Origin of the sequence: Paenibacillus sp. PDC88, assembly GCF_900106725.1 — a bacterium.
GTDB lineage: Bacteria > Bacillota > Bacilli > Paenibacillales > Paenibacillaceae > Paenibacillus > Paenibacillus shunpengii.
In genome coordinates, this window is sequence record NZ_FNNT01000009.1 from 177,534 (window position 1) to 193,637 (window position 16,104).

Consider the following 16,104-nt stretch of genomic DNA (forward strand, 5'->3'; position numbering starts at 1 on the left):
GTGATTACAATACAGAGTTATACAAAGTCATCAGTTTATCGACAATAGCTGATATATTAAACTTGGCAATCACAAACTCACGTCCTGCTTCTCCCAATTGGGCAGATGATTTACTTGAGTGTAGCGCACTTCCAATTAGAAGCTCGATTCTCCTGCTGTGCACGGTTTGTTTAGCTTTGTGATCTCCGAAATAATATTTCCAAGCTTCTTTGAAGTTTTCTGGTTTTAAAATTCCAAAGATTCCCTTGCTGCCAATAGCGATGACCGGGCGCTTGCATGACATGGCTTCAAGGGCTACGCGGCCCGTACCGATAACGACGTCACTTATAGAAAATAAGGAGACTGTATCAAGACGTTCTCCGAGAACATGGATTCGCTGACTATGCTTTCTTGCTGCCTGTTTCCTGACTTCACTCAGATCCGGACCTCCGCCAACGACAACAACATGTACATCATCCCTTGTATCCATGTATCGCTGCGCCGCGCGAAGAAACAATTTACAGATAACCCCTTTCTCGTCTTCCAATCGGCTCACATATAAGAGCACTTTTGATTTCTGAGGAATATTTAGTTTATTGAGCAGCTTCTTGTTTTTTTGGTACGTGAATTGGGTGGTATTTATCCCGTTCGGTATAACGATGGAGGATATGTTTTTCTCTTCCAGCCACTTTTTCACAGGCAGACTGACACTAATCACAGCGCTGCGCTCATCACATCTCTTCATTATGCTAAGAATCAAAGAACGTGGATAATAGGTTCCATGAATAGTGAAGACAAAGGGGATATTTAACTTCTTGCTGAGACGGCTGCCAAGTATGCCTGTCGTTTCATGGTGAGCATTGATGATATTAATCTTATGTTTCCTGATCCAGCTCTCGAATCTCGATTGGTTTCTCATATTGGTATACGTAGGACAGCCGATCGATTGGAATTTAGATAGTAAACTTCCCTTTTTGCCTGCGACAAAGACGGTAAGATTTCGCTTTAACATTTCTTCAACGACAGAAGAGACATAGGTCTCAGTTCCACCTATCTCAAATTTATCAATAATCATAAGCAAACGAATAGATTGCTTTTCCATACTCCCCCCCCTCCCCACTCCATGTAAGAATCTCAAACTCTATCCTACATACTATGGAGTAAATAGATTATAGGTCACGGAAAATCGTCTAATTATGTATACTATTCATTTTTTTCACATCAATAAAAGTACCCTCATCTTCTGAAGGCTCCTTGTTGAAATCGAAATCGTCATCATTATAGTGGTCATGTTTTATGCGTTTTTTTCCCTCATTTACATCTCCGATAATTTGCTGTGCAGTTCTGTGAAGGTCTAGTAAATGTGTACAATTCAATAAAAAGTAGATGATAGTTTAATCATATCGATAGAACGATGCATAAATTGAAAATATGATACAGGATGGGAGGTGCAAGTGATGAGTAATTCTGTTCAAGGAACTTCCTATGATAATGGTTCTTCCAAAACCCTCGGTGTCATTCTCGTATTGTTTATATTGCTTGTAATTATTGTTAAAGCTTTTAAATGGTCTTAATTTGAAAATCATAATGTGACTCCTTCTGTCAAAGTGGGAGGTGAAAAATATGAACGAAATGGTTAAAGAGTTTCTTAAAAGAAAAAAAATAAAAGTTGTCGTTTTGAAACCAGGTGAAAAAGCACTTGTCGTATGTAAACATCGTCGTCACCACAAAGATCATAACAAGCATAAAAGATCTTAATCTTGATTAGGTTGACTATTCTTTAATCGAGGCTGGATAGCTTCAGATTTATGAAATAACACAATAAAGCACTAACCTCACGATTTAATGAGGTTAGTGCTTTTAGTTTAGTTGATGATTAATTTAAATATATAAGTGATTTAAGCAAGTCTCGTCTTGAAATCCTGGTATCCGAATTCGCGAACGACCTCACAATTACCGTCTTTACGTTTCACCGCAATAGCCGGCAATGGCATACCGTTAAACGTATTTGTCTTCACCATGGAATAGATCGCCATATCTCCGAATACCAGTCGATCTCCGCCCTTCAGCGGCTGATCAAAAGAGTAATCACCGATGACATCACCAGACAAGCAGGTTTGCCCGCCAAGTCGATAGGTATATGGCTTCTCTCCCGGTTCACCGGAACCCAATAGAGGCGGACGGTAAGGCATTTCGAGTACATCCGGCATATGACAAGTTGCCGATGTATCAAGAATAGCAATATCCATCCCATTCTTGTGAAGATCCAGCACAGAAGTCACCAAGTAGCCTGCGTTGAGGGCTACAGCTTCTCCCGGCTCCAGAATTACCTTAAGACCATACTTGTCCTGCATTCTTTTAATGCATGCTTCAAGTCTTGGGATATCATAATCTTCTCTCGTAATATGATGTCCACCGCCAAAATTGATCCATTTCATCTGTGGCAGCCACTGTCCAAACTTCTCTTCCACTGCATTCAGCGTCGTCTCTAAATCATCAGAGTTCTGCTGACATAACGTATGGAAGTGCAGCCCCGACACGCCTTCGAGCAGCTCTGCACGGAAATCCTCGTGCTTCGCACCGAATCTCGAGCCTGGAGAACATGGATCGTAGATTTCGTGGCCTTCCTGCGTGGAGCATTCCGGGTTAATACGAAGTCCAACTTGTCGTCCAGCCTTCAGCGCTCTATCCTTGAACTTCTCCAGCTGTGAGAAGGAATTAAAAATAATATGATCGCAGATCGAGATAATCTCATCGATCTCATCCTCACGGTAGGCAGGGGCAAACACATGGTTCTGCTTGCCCATCTCCTCATAGCCTAGACGTGCTTCGAACAAACCGCTCGCTGTTGCACCACACAAATATTTTCCGATCAGGGGATACATTGCAGTCATGGAAAATGCTTTTTGTGCAAGAATAATTTCAGCTCCTGTACGCTGCATAACACCATTCAGGATCTTCAGATTCTTCTCGATGAGTTCCTCATCGACGACAAAACAGGGTGTAGGTAGTTCCTCGAACTTCATCTTAGCGAACAGACTCCGATTTCTTTGCTTCCTCCGGCAATTGATCTACAAGCACCGGATTGAAATCTTCTACCCACGGAAGTCCCCATTTGTTCAACTCTTCCATGAATGGATCTGGATTGAATTCCTCTACATTGTATACGCCTGGTTTATTCCATTTACCAGTCATCACCATCGCTGCTCCGATCATTGCAGGAACACCCGTAGTGTAAGAAATCGCCTGGGAGCCTACTTCTTTGTAGCATTCTTGGTGATCACAGATATTGTAGACGTAGTAAGTCTTGTCTTGGCCATCTTTCTTCCCTTTGAAGATACAGCCGATGTTCGTTTTACCTACTGTACGTGGTCCAAGAGAAGCGGGATCCGGCAATACAGCCTTCAGGAATTGCAATGGAATGATCTGCTTGCCTTCGAATTCGATCGGCTCGATCGAAGTCATGCCCACATTCTCAAGTGCCTTCAGATGTGTAAGGTAGCTTTGTCCAAATGTCATGAAGAAACGAATACGCTTCAGGCCAGGGATGTTCTTCGCCAGGGATTCAAGCTCTTCATGGTACAGAAGGTACATGTCCTTCTCACCTACTTCAGCAAAGTCGTATACACGTTTGATTTCCATCGGCTTGGTTTCGATCCATTCGCCATTTTCCCAGTATCTTCCGTTAGCCGAAACTTCACGAATGTTGATCTCAGGGTTGAAGTTTGTTGCGAACGGATAACCGTGGTCACCGCCGTTACAATCCAGAATGTCGATATATTCAATTTCATCAAAGTAATGCTTAAGTGCATAAGCGGAGAATACTCCCGTTACACCTGGGTCAAAGCCGCTTCCGAGAAGTGCAGTAATCCCTGCTTGCTCGAAGCGCTCTTTGTAATCCCATTGCCATTTGTATTCAAATTTCGCTGTATCTTCCGGCTCGTAGTTCGCCGTATCCATGTAATGTGTCTTCGTTGCAAGACAAGCATCCATAATTGTCAGGTCTTGATATGGCAAAGCCAGGTTCATTACGATATCCGGTTTAACTTCGTTTATTAGAGCAATGAGTTCATCTACGTTGTTCGCATCGACTTGAGCTGTCGTAATTTTCGTTTTTCCGCCATCCAATTTTGCTTTTAGCTCATCACATTTCGATTTGGTACGGCTCGCAATGCAAATTTCTTCGAATACTTCACTGTTCTGAACACATTTGTGTGCTGCTACGGATGCTACGCCGCCGGCGCCAATAATAAGTGCTTTTCCCATTCTCATATCTCCTAACAAATTAAATTTTCAAGCCGTATTTAGTACACCCACCAAAACCAGCTGAATGTATGCCACTTGCGAAATTTGCAAGAAAAGTATGTTACTCATAGCTTCTCAAAACAAAAAAGCAAGTGTAAAAATCGCATAATTGCGCATCACACTTGCTTACGATATATCGTAAATATTAAATAAGCATAATTACTCCATAACCATCCGCGATGGTCACATGAACATGAGAAGGCTCATTCATATTTATGAGTATATCAATAATGGATCAGAGTCTGTCAGCAAATAATTACTTTTTCCACTCTTATTGACCGTTTCACAAGTTGATGTGCAGTGCACAGGTTGTAAAGTAACCAACTTATAAAATTTGAGCTTTTAACTCAATCAATAAGGCAACGAAAGTTGCCGATCGGCATTTGACCCGGCTGTCCGTGTGGCCTTAACGTCCTACCTTTATCGTAGGAGTGGTCAAAATTATCTGCTGGAAAGATCCGTTACGATAATTAGCTTTCCATTTCACGCAAGGACTACAATAACAGATGTCATAAACTTATTCAAGAGTTTTCTAGAAAAAAAAACAAAATGATTTTATATGGCGCTCATTACCTAATAATCCTTCATATCTAAATCTCGGAGATTAGTTAAACACGGAATCGGGAACATAATATACTTTTTGTGTATTTGTCTTGTTAACCGGATCGGGAACGATCGTAAAATAGACATTGCCGTTCTTCGTCTGAACCCCTTCAATCTCGTGGTTGCCTACATTTGTAATGTTCACGAGTGTTTTAAAGGTACCTGAGCTCGAAATCATCGCAATTTGAGGCGTATCTCCCTCAGCTCCACCCGATGTGTAAATCTCTGTACTGCCCAGCATATCTGCTCCCTGAAAAGAACCATTCGGCCGGATAATGCCGCTTCCCGATTGAGTAAAGCTGCTGACACACGCACTCACTGCTGCGGCGCTGTCCATCCGTACCTGCTCATTGCTGTCTAGAAGCTGGTTCAGTTTAGCCGTGTCATAAATCGACCATGTCACGGTACCTTCAGCGGTCTGGACTCGGAAGAACGTATGTGTACTGTTGCCGCCTCCATCAACACGGTAAGTGTCTCCTAATCTAGAGCCGGTTTTATTCGCATAATTCATGTAAGTAAACCGGCGTAGATCCGTATAATCCACCGTGGTTCCTGCGGCATACTTAAGTCTTGCGACTTGCAGTGACCAGTAGTAAGACGTGGAGGCATCTGCTTTTGAGCTGAAATAGAAGTAATTCTCCCCATTGTACGTATACATGTCCAGCGTTTGACAATGGCCGGTGTTCGTTACCGTCATTTCGTCCACATAATTCGCGTCTGTTCCATCGATAAGCAGTCTTGACAGATAGCAAGTGCCCATTGAACGCTGGGTTACATACAGATACTTGTCAGCAATATAAGCTTTTTGCACAACGACGTTATGCTTCAGTCCCTTAAGATTGTACGCCAGCTGCGCTGAGGCATTAACTGTCTTCTGTGGTGATGCAGCCTGTGCTGGCAATACGGTCATACTGAACATGATGCAGGCAAGAACCAGAGATACCCATAATTTCATACTTCCCTTCGGCTTCTTTAACATGTGCGACTTGAACATAGTACACCTCCATTTAATGTGAGGATAGCTCGTCCAGCAGCATGCTCGTCCAGCAGCATGTATGAGAATATCAGACATAGAAGTTATGGTTCAGCTATCCAGTTAACACTATGTTCTGCTTATGTTTTCCGAATTCCTGTTTTATGTAAATTATGGGTTTAACTTCCTGTAAACTGCATGATAGCTTGAACTCCTTAACCGAAGAAAAAGTCCAGAATGTTAGAGCCCTGCGAGACTTTCTTGTTGTAAAATTCGGAATATCCGCAATTGTTGCAGAACACGACGATAAATTGATTATTTTGGATATCAAACATCTTAGACAATCCTGTTCCCGTCATGGCTACTTCTTTACTGTCCGCGTCTCTACTTCCACATTTAATACAGCCTTTATTATTGTTCATGTTCATACAGCCTCCTAATTTCAAAATATAGATCTGTCATTGTTACCCAATCGCATACTTGCTCTGCTGAACAACCTTAAGCCATTCATTTGCAATAAGCTGGTGTCCAGCAGTTGTCGGATGGATACCATCCCACACCCAATAGGCTGTATCTGCACGGTTCGCCGCTTGATTGAAGGTTTCTTGTAAAGGCACGAAAAGGGTATTGTAGTCTTCTGCTAAATGCCGAACGACACTGCGGTACTCGTTCATTTTTGAGCTCCACTCGCTCCAATCTTTATCCGTTGCTTCTGAATGCATTACAAACGGCTCACATAGTACAATCCCTGTATCTGGCAATACTTCGCATGTCTCGTCCAGCAGCTGTCGATAGATTCGCTCATACCGGTCTGTAGCTCCCCGAGCACTGCCTGTAATGATACTGTGAGCGTCATTCACACCTACTAGCAGGCTAATCAGATCCGGCTGTAAGCTGATTGCATCCTCATTCCATCTGGCATAAACATCAGATACGCGATTACCGCTGACCCCTCTATTCATAAAATATGGCTGAGACTCTGCATACTGTGAACCGAGCTGTGCAGCTATAATATATACATATCCATGTCCCAGTATGTGGTTTGGATCAAGGTTCCGCCCCCAGTTACCGTCGGTTATCGAATCGCCTTGAAACAAAATTTTTCTTCGCTTGTTCTCCATCCTATTCACTCCGCTCCGCCTCAAGATGTAATACGCTTTCCATTGTCCTCTTCATTGTACATAAAGGTCATTTATCCTGCCTAGCCTGTATATCGCTGTCAACCCATGCATAGAGTCGCTCACATGGAAGTGCGGATTCACGTCAGTTGAATAAACTAGCAGGAATAACAAATAATATGGATTGCATCTATGACGAAAGCGGGTGTTTGTATGGAATGGATATGGAAATCTCTCCTCTTAGTTATTGCCGGCGTGGTATTACTTCGTGTTGCAGGAAGAAAGTCGATCTCTCAAATGAGCGTAGCAACCACGGTAGTAATGATCTCTATTGGGACAACGATCGTGCAGCCAATAGCTAATGAACACTTGGGGAAAGCGATCGGCTCAGCCAGCATCTTCATTCTGTCATTGCTGCTCCTTGAATACCTCCAGTATAGATTCAACTGGGTGGAAGAACTATTGTCAGGGAAAGCGAAGCTGGTCATTGAGAACGGACAATTAAGAACGGATAATTTACGAACCATGCGGATGACTGTCGATCAGCTGGAGGTAAGGCTTAGACAGAACGGGATCTCTCATCTATCTGATGTGAAAAACGCAACGATTGAATCTAATGGACATATCGGATATGAACTGATGCCGTATGCTAAACCGATTACAATGGCGGATATCGAGAAGCTGATGAATAATCTTAATCCGACAACTCAGGAGCAGCCACAAGGGGATGAGACACTTTTTGATGAAGTCAAACAAAATGGTCATCGCTCAGCGGTTGATCCAAAGCTTCAGTAAATTATTGAAGCCCTTATTCGTTAACATGAATCGAGTTCCTGCTTAATCCTGCGATGACATATCGGTGTTACAGTTGGGTTGTACGCACACACATTGATAACACAAAGGATGATTAGACATATGGGAATTCACACTTACTTTCGTTCATTGAACGATCTTGAGCGCATCATACGCACACCTGGCAAGTTTAAATTTGAAGAGCACAGCGTGTCAGCGCATTCCTGGAAGGTAGTGCAATATGCCAAGACCTTGGCTGACATCGAGGAGCAGCATGGAGTCCACGTAGATTGGAAAAAGCTATACGAGATTACAAGCAGCCATGACTATGGCGAGATATTTATCGGTGATATTAAGACACCTGTCAAGCACTACTCTCTTGAGCTCCGCGCCATGCTGCAGCAGGTAGAAGAAGGCATGGTACAGCACTTTATCGAGGAAAATATTCCGGAGGAATTTAAGTCAATCTTCCGCAGACAGCTTCGTGAAGGAAAGGACAATTCCGTAGAAGGACTTATTCTAGAGGTGGCAGACAAGCTGGATCAGGTATATGAAGCGTTCGTGGAATTGCAAAGAGGTAACACAGAGAAGGAATTTGTTGCAATGTATCGCAATGCCATTGTGAAGATTAAGAATATCGACCTGCACTGTGTTCGTTATTTTCTGGAGCAGATCCTCCCCGACATTATCGACGAATGTATGACCTCCCCTTTTGATATTAAGCAGATCACGAAGGAAGCCCTCGCTCAATAAAACCTCACCGAGCAATTAAACACCTCGTAAGCTTGCTTTCATGAACAAAAAAGCCGCGAAATCGCGACTTTTCAAATACCTTTAAACTCAATATAATCGAATATGCAAAATTCTAATATATTGATTCCCTATTGCTTGATGGCTGCAATCCGCAGTCTGCTGATGTCGATCATCCAATGACCATCCTTGTATAGCTCAGACCTCACTCGTTCTTCCACAGCATCATATATGAGTGCTTGGTGTTCAGCCGTAACCCCCCGGAATAGATAAGAAGAGAAGTTATCCATCCAGTTCCGAATCCCTAATCCCCCTTTTAACGTAGATTTACTGTCCATATGCTGAGCAAAAATGACCTTGAATCCCGTTTGCTCCAGCAGACTGGAATATTCACCGATCGTAGGATGATACCAAGGGTTTCTTCCCTCCCACTCGTATCCATACTGTTCCAGCTCTGCTCTGATTGCAGTCAGTATAATAGCGATATTACCGCTTGCCGCGAATTCCGCCACGAATCTGCCGCCATTCCGAAGGGCAGACCCGATGGAGCTGACGACTGCAGGCGCATCCTTGATCCAGTGCAGCACGGCATTCGAAAATACAGCATCATATAGAATTTCAGTTTTATAATACCGAGCATCTTCAACCGATAGCTGCAGTTCAGGATAATTTAGCTTAGCCTTCGCTATGATTTCCTCTGAGGCATCAATGCCTGTTGGAATCGCGCCGGCAGCCGCAATCTTGGCCGTTAAATTCCCATTTCCGCAGCCTACGTCCAGTATTCGCTCTCCGGCTGCAGGCTGCAGCAAGGAGATCAGATCTTTGTTCTGGGGTCCAGTATGATTAGCCTGGTTCGCAGAAGCTTCAATATTCATTGACTCATCTCCTCTTATTGAAAGTGTTTATAGATATATAATATCTCTAATATGACGTTAGTGCATCCATCTTATGCAGCAAAGGTAGAAAGCTCGGTAGGAACTGTCTACCATGTCAGCATGTGAAATGTGAAATGTACAATCTTCATTCACCACGCGTTTTCTATTTTTCGCACAGTAGGAATGAATCCTTCCTTTAACTTTTTACTTGAAGCTTCTTCGCAAGACTGGATATGGTCTGACTTCTCAGATGTTCTTCCATTTTGCCCTCTGCTTCCAGCACAACCTGCTGAATCAAGCACTCGGATCCATGGTTTAGATTACATTCGAACAAGGAAGTCGTTCCTTCTATTGCGTGTATTATATCAAGGAAGGAGATCTCCTCCCAGCCGCGTCTCAAGCTATATCCCCCGTTTGCTCCTGAGACCGATTCAATCATCCCTGCCTTGACCAGCTTCGTCAAGATCTTGGATAAATACGTAGGAGATACCTTCTGCCGCTCAGCCAGCTGCTGTACACCAACAGGTTTATCCGGGGTAGCCGCTGCTAGAAACAGCATCGTATGCAAAGCGTAATTTGTTGCCTTAGAGTATTTCATATTGCTAATCATCGCCTCAATAAAAGATTTAATGAGTCCATAATACCTTTTATTTCAAGACAGCGTCAAGAAATCACCATGACTGTTCCCAAGCTTCTGTGAGCAGTTCCGAATTAATGCCTGCAGCAGCCATGGAACCCATTGAAGCAGCCATGATCAGCTGATACATCTGAGTTGCTGAATCTCCCGCACTATACACTCCGGGCACACTTGTCTTCCCGAATTTATCTACAACGACCGATCCATCCTCGGCTGATTCACAGCCTAGAAGCTGAGGAAGGTCAGAGCCAATGCCGAGCTCTGGAGCAAAGAAAATCCCGGTACAAGGAATCATCGTGCCATCCTCCAAACGGACACCCTTAACCATTCCGTTGATTGAGTCAATCTCAGAGATAGGTGTATCAAATACTGGAATGTGATGCTTATTCAGTTCTTCTCTGTCCTGAGATGTCAGCTTGTCATCTCCATTCGTACAGATCGTGAAATCTCGAGTCCAGCCGGATAAGGTCTTCGCCATATGCAATGCCTTGTCATGGCTGACAATAACGACCAGCTTCTGATCTCTAAGCTCCCAGCCATCACAGTAAGGACAGACAAAGGCACTCTTCCCATATACCTCTGCCAAACCTTCGATTGGAAGCCTGATATCTCTCTTCCCAACCGCAAGCAGCAGCTTTTTAGCATGATACGCTAACCCTTTATCCGTGGTAATTGTAAAATCCCCATCCGCTCCACTCGCAGACACGGCTGTATCCGTGGTGAAAGATACGCTTGGATACGCCTCGATCTGCTCCTTGGCCACACGCCGGAACTCATGCGGGGTAATTCCATCCCGAGTGAGAAATCCATGGGAGTGACGAGTGACTCTGTTCCGAGCCTCCTCTGCATCAATAACCATGACCTTCTTTCTTGCCCGGCCTAACACAAGTGCAGCATTCAAGCCCGCAGGGCCGCCGCCAACAATAATGCAATCATAAGTCATAGATCTAAATCCCCTCTCTAAATATAAGATATTATAGATATTTTATATCTATAATTAGTGCAAAAAAATGGTCGTAGAGATGCTTACTAACTCACTCGATGCTTTTAGAATAAAGATCATGCACATTCTTGGTTTTCCACAAACTTAGTTATCATAGATATGATGTGTCTATAATAACTCTAATTATACGTTTTTACAAGTGTGATTTTTCACCTTAAGGTTAGACAGATGTTTTCAAGCGACTCACAAATCCACATAAAAACGCCACCTCCACTTGATTCTTCAAGAAGAAATGGCGTCTCTATTTAGCTTAATCCTTCTGACGATCTGTCAACGGAATATTCCATTACAGATTAATAAGGATCTGCCTCATGGCTCTTCTTCACCGCATCCTTGGTTGCTTGGTTTGCTGCTAGTGAGCCTTGTCCATATTTCGAAGAGCCTGATTCACGGCCAGGAAGCTTGCCTTCCTGCTCCATCTCACGCAGCTCTTTGACTTTCTTCTCAATGCCTTCTCTTACACGTCGGCCATAATCCTCATCTGCCTGCGTAAAATGCTCGACCATCGCCGTTTGAATTCTTGGGTCACATACCGCAAGTGCTTCAGACAGGTTCTTGATCAATTCGTCACGTTCCCAGTCCTCAAAGCTGCGATACGTCTCCCCTGCCTGACCGTAGTTGTTAGGACGATCAATAGGCTCGCTCATCGCTGCAGCATTATACGTCGGACGGTGCTGAGGATGACCTTCTCTACTCGCTTCCTGATACCCGCCGATCATGGACGGTTCATAGTTGATATGCGGGTTATTTCCGGATTCCTTCGGATCACGGATATCCATCTGTCCGCGATGCTGGTTCGTGCGAACCTCCGTTTTCGGTGCATTTACCGGGAGCTTAAGATAATTCGCACCTACACGATATCGCTGAGTATCGGAGTAGGAGAAGGTACGGCCTTGCAGCATTTTATCATCGGAGAAGTCCATGCCGTCTACCAGCACGCCCGTACCAAATGCCGCTTGTTCAATCTCCGCGTGAAAGTCTACCGGATTACGATCCAGTACCATACGGCCCACCGGAAGCCACGGGAATTTATCTTCTGGCCACAGCTTCGTATCATCCAGCGGATCAAAGTCCAGCTCAGGATGATAGTCATCCTCCATGATCTGTACGAACAGCTCCCATTCAGGATAGTCGCCTCGTTCGATGGCTTCATACAAGTCCTGAGTCGCATGACCGACGTTCTTCGCCTGAATAGAATCGGCTTCCTCTTGGGTCAGGTTGCGAATCCCTTGTTTCGGCTCCCAATGATATTTTACAAGCACGGCCTCGCCTTTATCGTTGACCCATTTATAAGTATTAACCCCTGAGCCTTGCATATGGCGATATGTAGCCGGTATGCCCCATGGAGAGAACAGGAATGTGATCATATGCGTCGCTTCAGGCGAGCGCGATACAAAGTCAAACATCCGCTGAGGATGAGAGACGTTAGAAGCAGGGTCCGCCTTAAATGCGTGAATCATATCAGGAAACTTCATAGCATCTCGGATAAAGAAGATCTTCAGGTTGTTACCCACGAGATCCCAGTTTCCGTCTTCCGTATACATTTTGACTGCAAATCCGCGGGGATCGCGGGCTGTCTCTGGAGAATCCTTCGCTCCTGCAACCGTGGAGAATCGAACCATCAGCGGGGTCTTCTTACCCGCGCCGGAGAATACTTTGGCCCGAGTGTACTTCTCTACCGGCTCATCTCCAACTTTTCCGTACGTTTCGAAATATCCAAATGCTCCGGTTCCTCTAGCATGCACGACACGCTCAGGTACCTCTTCCCGGTCAAAATGAGAAATTTTTTCGATAAAATGATAGTTTTCAAGTGTGGCTGGCCCACGATTACCGATTGTACGAATGTTCTGATTATCCCTTACTGGATGACCTTGCCGCGTCGTCAGTGTCTCACGCTGTACATCTTGCTCGCTTGATGCATTCTTGTCCTTGTTCTCTGCCAAAATGAAAACCTCCTTCAAAAATTTGTACTTTTTGCGGCTTGCATTGGAATATTTCTTCCATCTTAGAACTTCTTCAAAAAAGACCTATATCCTTCACGATGAACGTCAAAATGGCCTCATTAATGTTTAAACTTAGTGGATTTTCATAAATCATGAAATGAATTAAGTTAGGATGAATCTTTCGTGAAGCAAAGATTAAGGTTATGAGGCTGAATGTTCAGCTTCCAAAGACGCCAGGAAGTGCTGAATTTCTAATGTTGTGTCATTATAAGGCTTGTTCTCATGCCATCCATAATTAAAGAATCCATGTCCCATGCCATCATAGGTTAGAAACGTAATGTGGTTGCCTGCTTGATTCATTTGCTCGACAAAGGTTTGATTCTGCTCGTAGAGTTCATCCGAGGTTCCACACATCCAGAGGGTAGGCGGCAGACATTTCTTAATATGATGAATAGGAGACAAATCCGTCGCAGTCTCTAGAAATTCAGGAAACAATCTGCCCATAATGTCCACCCCATCCATACCGGCTGCGAACACAATTAGTGCGTTAGGGATATGATTGGTACTGTTATCGTCATTAAACTCATCAAACATGATCGAGGATACAGCGGTATATCCACCAGCGGAGGCGCCGCACATGACAACGCAATTTGGATCTACGCCGAGCTCCGCTGCATTGCTTCTGACCCACCCTACTGCCGACTTGGCATCACAGATCGCTTGCATCGGAGTGAATCCATCATCATGACCGTTTCGATAATCAACACAGATTGCAACGATACCCTGAGAAGCCAAATACCGTGCCTGATTCTGAAATTGAGCTGGTGATAAAGGACCCTTTTTGAAACTCCCTCCATTAAAAAACAAGATGGCTGTCCTATCCTTAGCCGAATTATCGGGATGTTCAGGCTCAAATATGTACAGGCTCAGTTTACGTTTTCCGACCGTTTTGTAGGTAACTTGTTTTACAGGATAATCGAACTCAATTACACGCATATTCATTCCTCCCTAATCGTTGTAGATTCACTGCTACAGACCATATTTTACCATAACAAATGTAAATAAAAGGAATTATTTGCGTACAAAAAAAAGAGAAAAAGCCATACAGCTCCTCTGCATGGCTAGATTATAACTATAATGCTTGCAGCTTTATTTTGCCGCTTTTCTTCGCATACTTGCAGTCGTTCCTCCATCTACGAGCATGTCCGTCCCCGAAATATACGATGCCTGGCTGCTGCACAAGAATTCTACGGCAGAAGCAATTTCATCAGGCTCCCCTTCTCGGTCAACCGGCGTACTCGCTCTGCAGAAGTAGCTGAGCAGTTAACAAACGTTGCTCTTACTTCGATGCAGCTGGCACGTTAATAATCGAACATACAAAAGGCCGCTTAATAGCGGCCGATGTTACGTATAGGTGGTCAGGAAGATGTACGTCGAGCTAAAAGTGTATATTTTTCATCGCACTTGAGTCTAGCTGATGTTGTTTCTTCGTATAAACCATCATCAGCGGAATACTGATCGCAAACGCTCCAGCCACAAGCAGGAATGGAATTCGCGGATCTATTCCGTATGCCCAGCCGCCAATTACGCCGGAAGGTGAAATAACAATCAGGATGAGAACCTGGAGCAGAGCAAATATTTTGGCGCGGTTCTCATCGTCAATCGCATTCGCCACGGCCGTTTCCAAATAAGGATACGTCATCATCGTGCCGATCGCCGCAACGATTGTGCTAACACTGAGCAGGATAAGGTCACCTTTTGGCGCCACAACCAGAATGACATTCGATAAAACGGAAATGATAAATCCCCACACCATGATACGGTTCACCTGCGATTCGGCAATCCGGGGCATGATCCATCGCATGAACATGAGCATGATAATGGAGGAGAACGCCGGGAACACAGAAATCAGCCCGCTCCCTAGTTGCAAATATTCAACCATAAAGATGGAAACATACGTCGTCTTGACTGTCGTTTGAAAATTAAACAAAATATAGACCGCAAATATGATGAGGAGCAGCGGACTGCGGAGCATCACTTTCAGCACGGACAAGTAATCGGACATCCCCTCTTTGATACTCATTGACTTGGCTTCCTTCATTTTACGATAGCCTATATCGGTCTCTCTCGTCGCATAATGGCGTCCGATGAACTGAATCGTCATCATGATGCAGGCCAGAACGAACATGATTCGAACCCCAGGTACAAGGGAGAAATGGTATACCAGAAGTCCCCCAATCGGAGCGAACAACCCGCCTACCACACTAATCAGCTGCAGCAAAGTAAATACGTATGTTCTTTCTTTAGGAGCCGTATCCTCAACGAGCAGACAGTAGAACGCGGTATGAGGAACCTTTTGAAAACCGTTCACGATCGCGGCGATCACGAAAAACCAGAAATTTTGCGAGACTGCCCACAACAGTGTAGCGACGCTCCGCTAAGTACATCAAAATAGAGCAATGCACGCTTACGCCCCATTCGGTCTGTGAGGTATCCGCTGAGGAAGGATGAGAGTACTTGAACGAGCAGTCCGATGGTAGTAATCCAGCCGATTCCCGTCTCGGTTACCCCGAGCTCATACATGAAGATCGAGCTATACGTCACAAACATGCTGTACGGAATCAGAAACAGCGGTTCATAGATGAGACGGCCCTTCGCATTGCCAGTCAATTGGCGAAAAGAGTTAGAAGCCATATGTTCCTCCGGATATGTAAGAAATCGATTGATAGAAACAATTAACTAGTGATGAAAGCTGCTTTATACTTGATCAGATACTTATTTTCAAGCTTTAAATTGTTTAATAACATGGTCCAATATTCCCTTAACTTTACGGTAACTCATTGTATGTAGTGAATGCGATGATGAACAGATGCTTTGCCTTCAATTTTGCTATCCTGACCCTCTCCTTATTGAAACAGTGCTAATCCATATCAAAGAAGATTGACTGTATCATCATGCTATCTTCCATAAAATGACTTCGTATCCTTTTGAAGTCTATCATAATAACAAACGGAACTAAATGGTTAATGACAATCGAGTAGGAGGCTACCCATTAATTGAGTAGCCGACCTCTCACACCACCGTACGTACCGTTCGGTATACGGCGGTTCAACCGCTTAAGTGCAA

At 44.2% G+C, this 16,104-nt stretch carries 17 protein-coding genes; 3 read left to right on the plus strand and 14 right to left on the minus strand.

The genetic code is table 11. From position 1 onward, the window contains the following. Positions 1-4: 4 nt before the first annotated feature. Positions 5-1,081, minus strand: a complete 1,077-nt coding sequence (locus tag BLW49_RS23195; RefSeq protein WP_090727143.1) for a glycosyltransferase — start codon at positions 1,079-1,081, stop codon at positions 5-7. Between the two features lie 521 nt (positions 1,082-1,602). Between BLW49_RS23195 and BLW49_RS29315 the strand changes: the two genes are divergently transcribed. Beyond that, positions 1,603-1,737, plus strand: coding sequence for a hypothetical protein (locus BLW49_RS29315; RefSeq protein ID WP_256209910.1), 135 nt, complete (start codon positions 1,603-1,605; stop codon positions 1,735-1,737). A 140-nt stretch (positions 1,738-1,877) separates the two neighbouring features. Here the strand turns inward: BLW49_RS29315 and nspC are convergent, their stop codons facing one another. The 5 genes from nspC to BLW49_RS23220 all read right to left on the minus strand — a co-directional run bounded on the left by nspC (position 1,878) and on the right by BLW49_RS23220 (position 6,981). Beyond that, positions 1,878-3,005, minus strand: coding sequence for a carboxynorspermidine decarboxylase (nspC, locus tag BLW49_RS23200; protein ID WP_090727145.1), 1,128 nt, complete (start codon positions 3,003-3,005; stop codon positions 1,878-1,880). Between the two features lies 1 nt (position 3,006). After that, positions 3,007-4,245: a saccharopine dehydrogenase family protein gene (locus BLW49_RS23205; RefSeq protein ID WP_076310766.1), complete on the minus strand. Its 1,239-nt coding sequence runs from the start codon at positions 4,243-4,245 to the stop codon at positions 3,007-3,009. A 643-nt stretch (positions 4,246-4,888) separates the two neighbouring features. Then, positions 4,889-5,842: a phage baseplate protein gene (locus tag BLW49_RS23210; RefSeq protein WP_371264619.1), complete on the minus strand. Its 954-nt coding sequence runs from the start codon at positions 5,840-5,842 to the stop codon at positions 4,889-4,891. Positions 5,843-6,075: 233 nt separating this feature from the next. After that, positions 6,076-6,282 carry a zinc ribbon domain-containing protein gene (locus tag BLW49_RS23215; protein ID WP_090727148.1) on the minus strand — a complete coding sequence of 69 codons (207 nt, stop codon included), beginning with the start codon at positions 6,280-6,282 and terminating at the stop codon, positions 6,076-6,078. A gap of 42 nt (positions 6,283-6,324) precedes the next feature. After that, positions 6,325-6,981: an SGNH/GDSL hydrolase family protein gene (locus BLW49_RS23220; protein ID WP_090727149.1), complete on the minus strand. Its 657-nt coding sequence runs from the start codon at positions 6,979-6,981 to the stop codon at positions 6,325-6,327. Between the two features lie 210 nt (positions 6,982-7,191). On the opposite strand from BLW49_RS23220, the gene BLW49_RS23225 reads away from it, so the two are divergent. Both BLW49_RS23225 and BLW49_RS23230 read left to right on the plus strand, forming a co-directional pair. Beyond that, on the plus strand, positions 7,192-7,773 hold the full coding sequence (locus BLW49_RS23225) for a DUF421 domain-containing protein (RefSeq protein WP_090727151.1): 582 nt from the start codon (positions 7,192-7,194) through the stop codon (positions 7,771-7,773). 120 nt (positions 7,774-7,893) lie between these two features. Next, positions 7,894-8,523 carry a YfbR-like 5'-deoxynucleotidase gene (locus BLW49_RS23230; RefSeq protein ID WP_090727152.1) on the plus strand — a complete coding sequence of 210 codons (630 nt, stop codon included), beginning with the start codon at positions 7,894-7,896 and terminating at the stop codon, positions 8,521-8,523. A gap of 128 nt (positions 8,524-8,651) precedes the next feature. Here the strand turns inward: BLW49_RS23230 and BLW49_RS23235 are convergent, their stop codons facing one another. From BLW49_RS23235 to BLW49_RS29320, 8 genes are all read right to left on the minus strand, one after another. Beyond that, positions 8,652-9,395, minus strand: coding sequence for a class I SAM-dependent methyltransferase (locus BLW49_RS23235; protein ID WP_090727153.1), 744 nt, complete (start codon positions 9,393-9,395; stop codon positions 8,652-8,654). Positions 9,396-9,591: 196 nt separating this feature from the next. Next, positions 9,592-9,993 (minus strand): Rrf2 family transcriptional regulator, encoded by a 402-nt coding sequence (locus BLW49_RS23240; RefSeq protein WP_076310771.1) that lies wholly within the window; start codon positions 9,991-9,993, stop codon positions 9,592-9,594. A gap of 73 nt (positions 9,994-10,066) precedes the next feature. Next, on the minus strand, positions 10,067-10,975 hold the full coding sequence (locus BLW49_RS23245; protein WP_090727154.1) for an NAD(P)/FAD-dependent oxidoreductase: 909 nt from the start codon (positions 10,973-10,975) through the stop codon (positions 10,067-10,069). 353 nt (positions 10,976-11,328) lie between these two features. Then, a complete protein-coding gene (locus tag BLW49_RS23250) occupies positions 11,329-12,978 on the minus strand; it encodes a catalase (protein ID WP_090727156.1) in 1,650 nt (549 codons plus the stop codon). A 201-nt stretch (positions 12,979-13,179) separates the two neighbouring features. Continuing rightward, entirely contained in the window at positions 13,180-13,974 is a 795-nt protein-coding gene (locus BLW49_RS23255) for an alpha/beta hydrolase (RefSeq protein WP_090727157.1), read from the minus strand. Positions 13,975-14,127: 153 nt separating this feature from the next. Beyond that, on the minus strand, positions 14,128-14,301 hold the full coding sequence (locus BLW49_RS23260; protein ID WP_090727159.1) for an SDR family oxidoreductase: 174 nt from the start codon (positions 14,299-14,301) through the stop codon (positions 14,128-14,130). A 115-nt stretch (positions 14,302-14,416) separates the two neighbouring features. After that, the gene (locus tag BLW49_RS23265; protein ID WP_256209911.1) at positions 14,417-15,397 is read right to left on the minus strand and encodes an MFS transporter; all 981 of its coding nucleotides are present in this window, start codon (positions 15,395-15,397) and stop codon (positions 14,417-14,419) included. Then, the gene (locus BLW49_RS29320; RefSeq protein WP_256209912.1) at positions 15,361-15,672 is read right to left on the minus strand and encodes an MFS transporter; all 312 of its coding nucleotides are present in this window, start codon (positions 15,670-15,672) and stop codon (positions 15,361-15,363) included. The genes BLW49_RS23265 and BLW49_RS29320 overlap by 37 nt, the downstream gene beginning before the upstream one ends. Positions 15,673-16,104 lie beyond the last annotated feature (432 nt).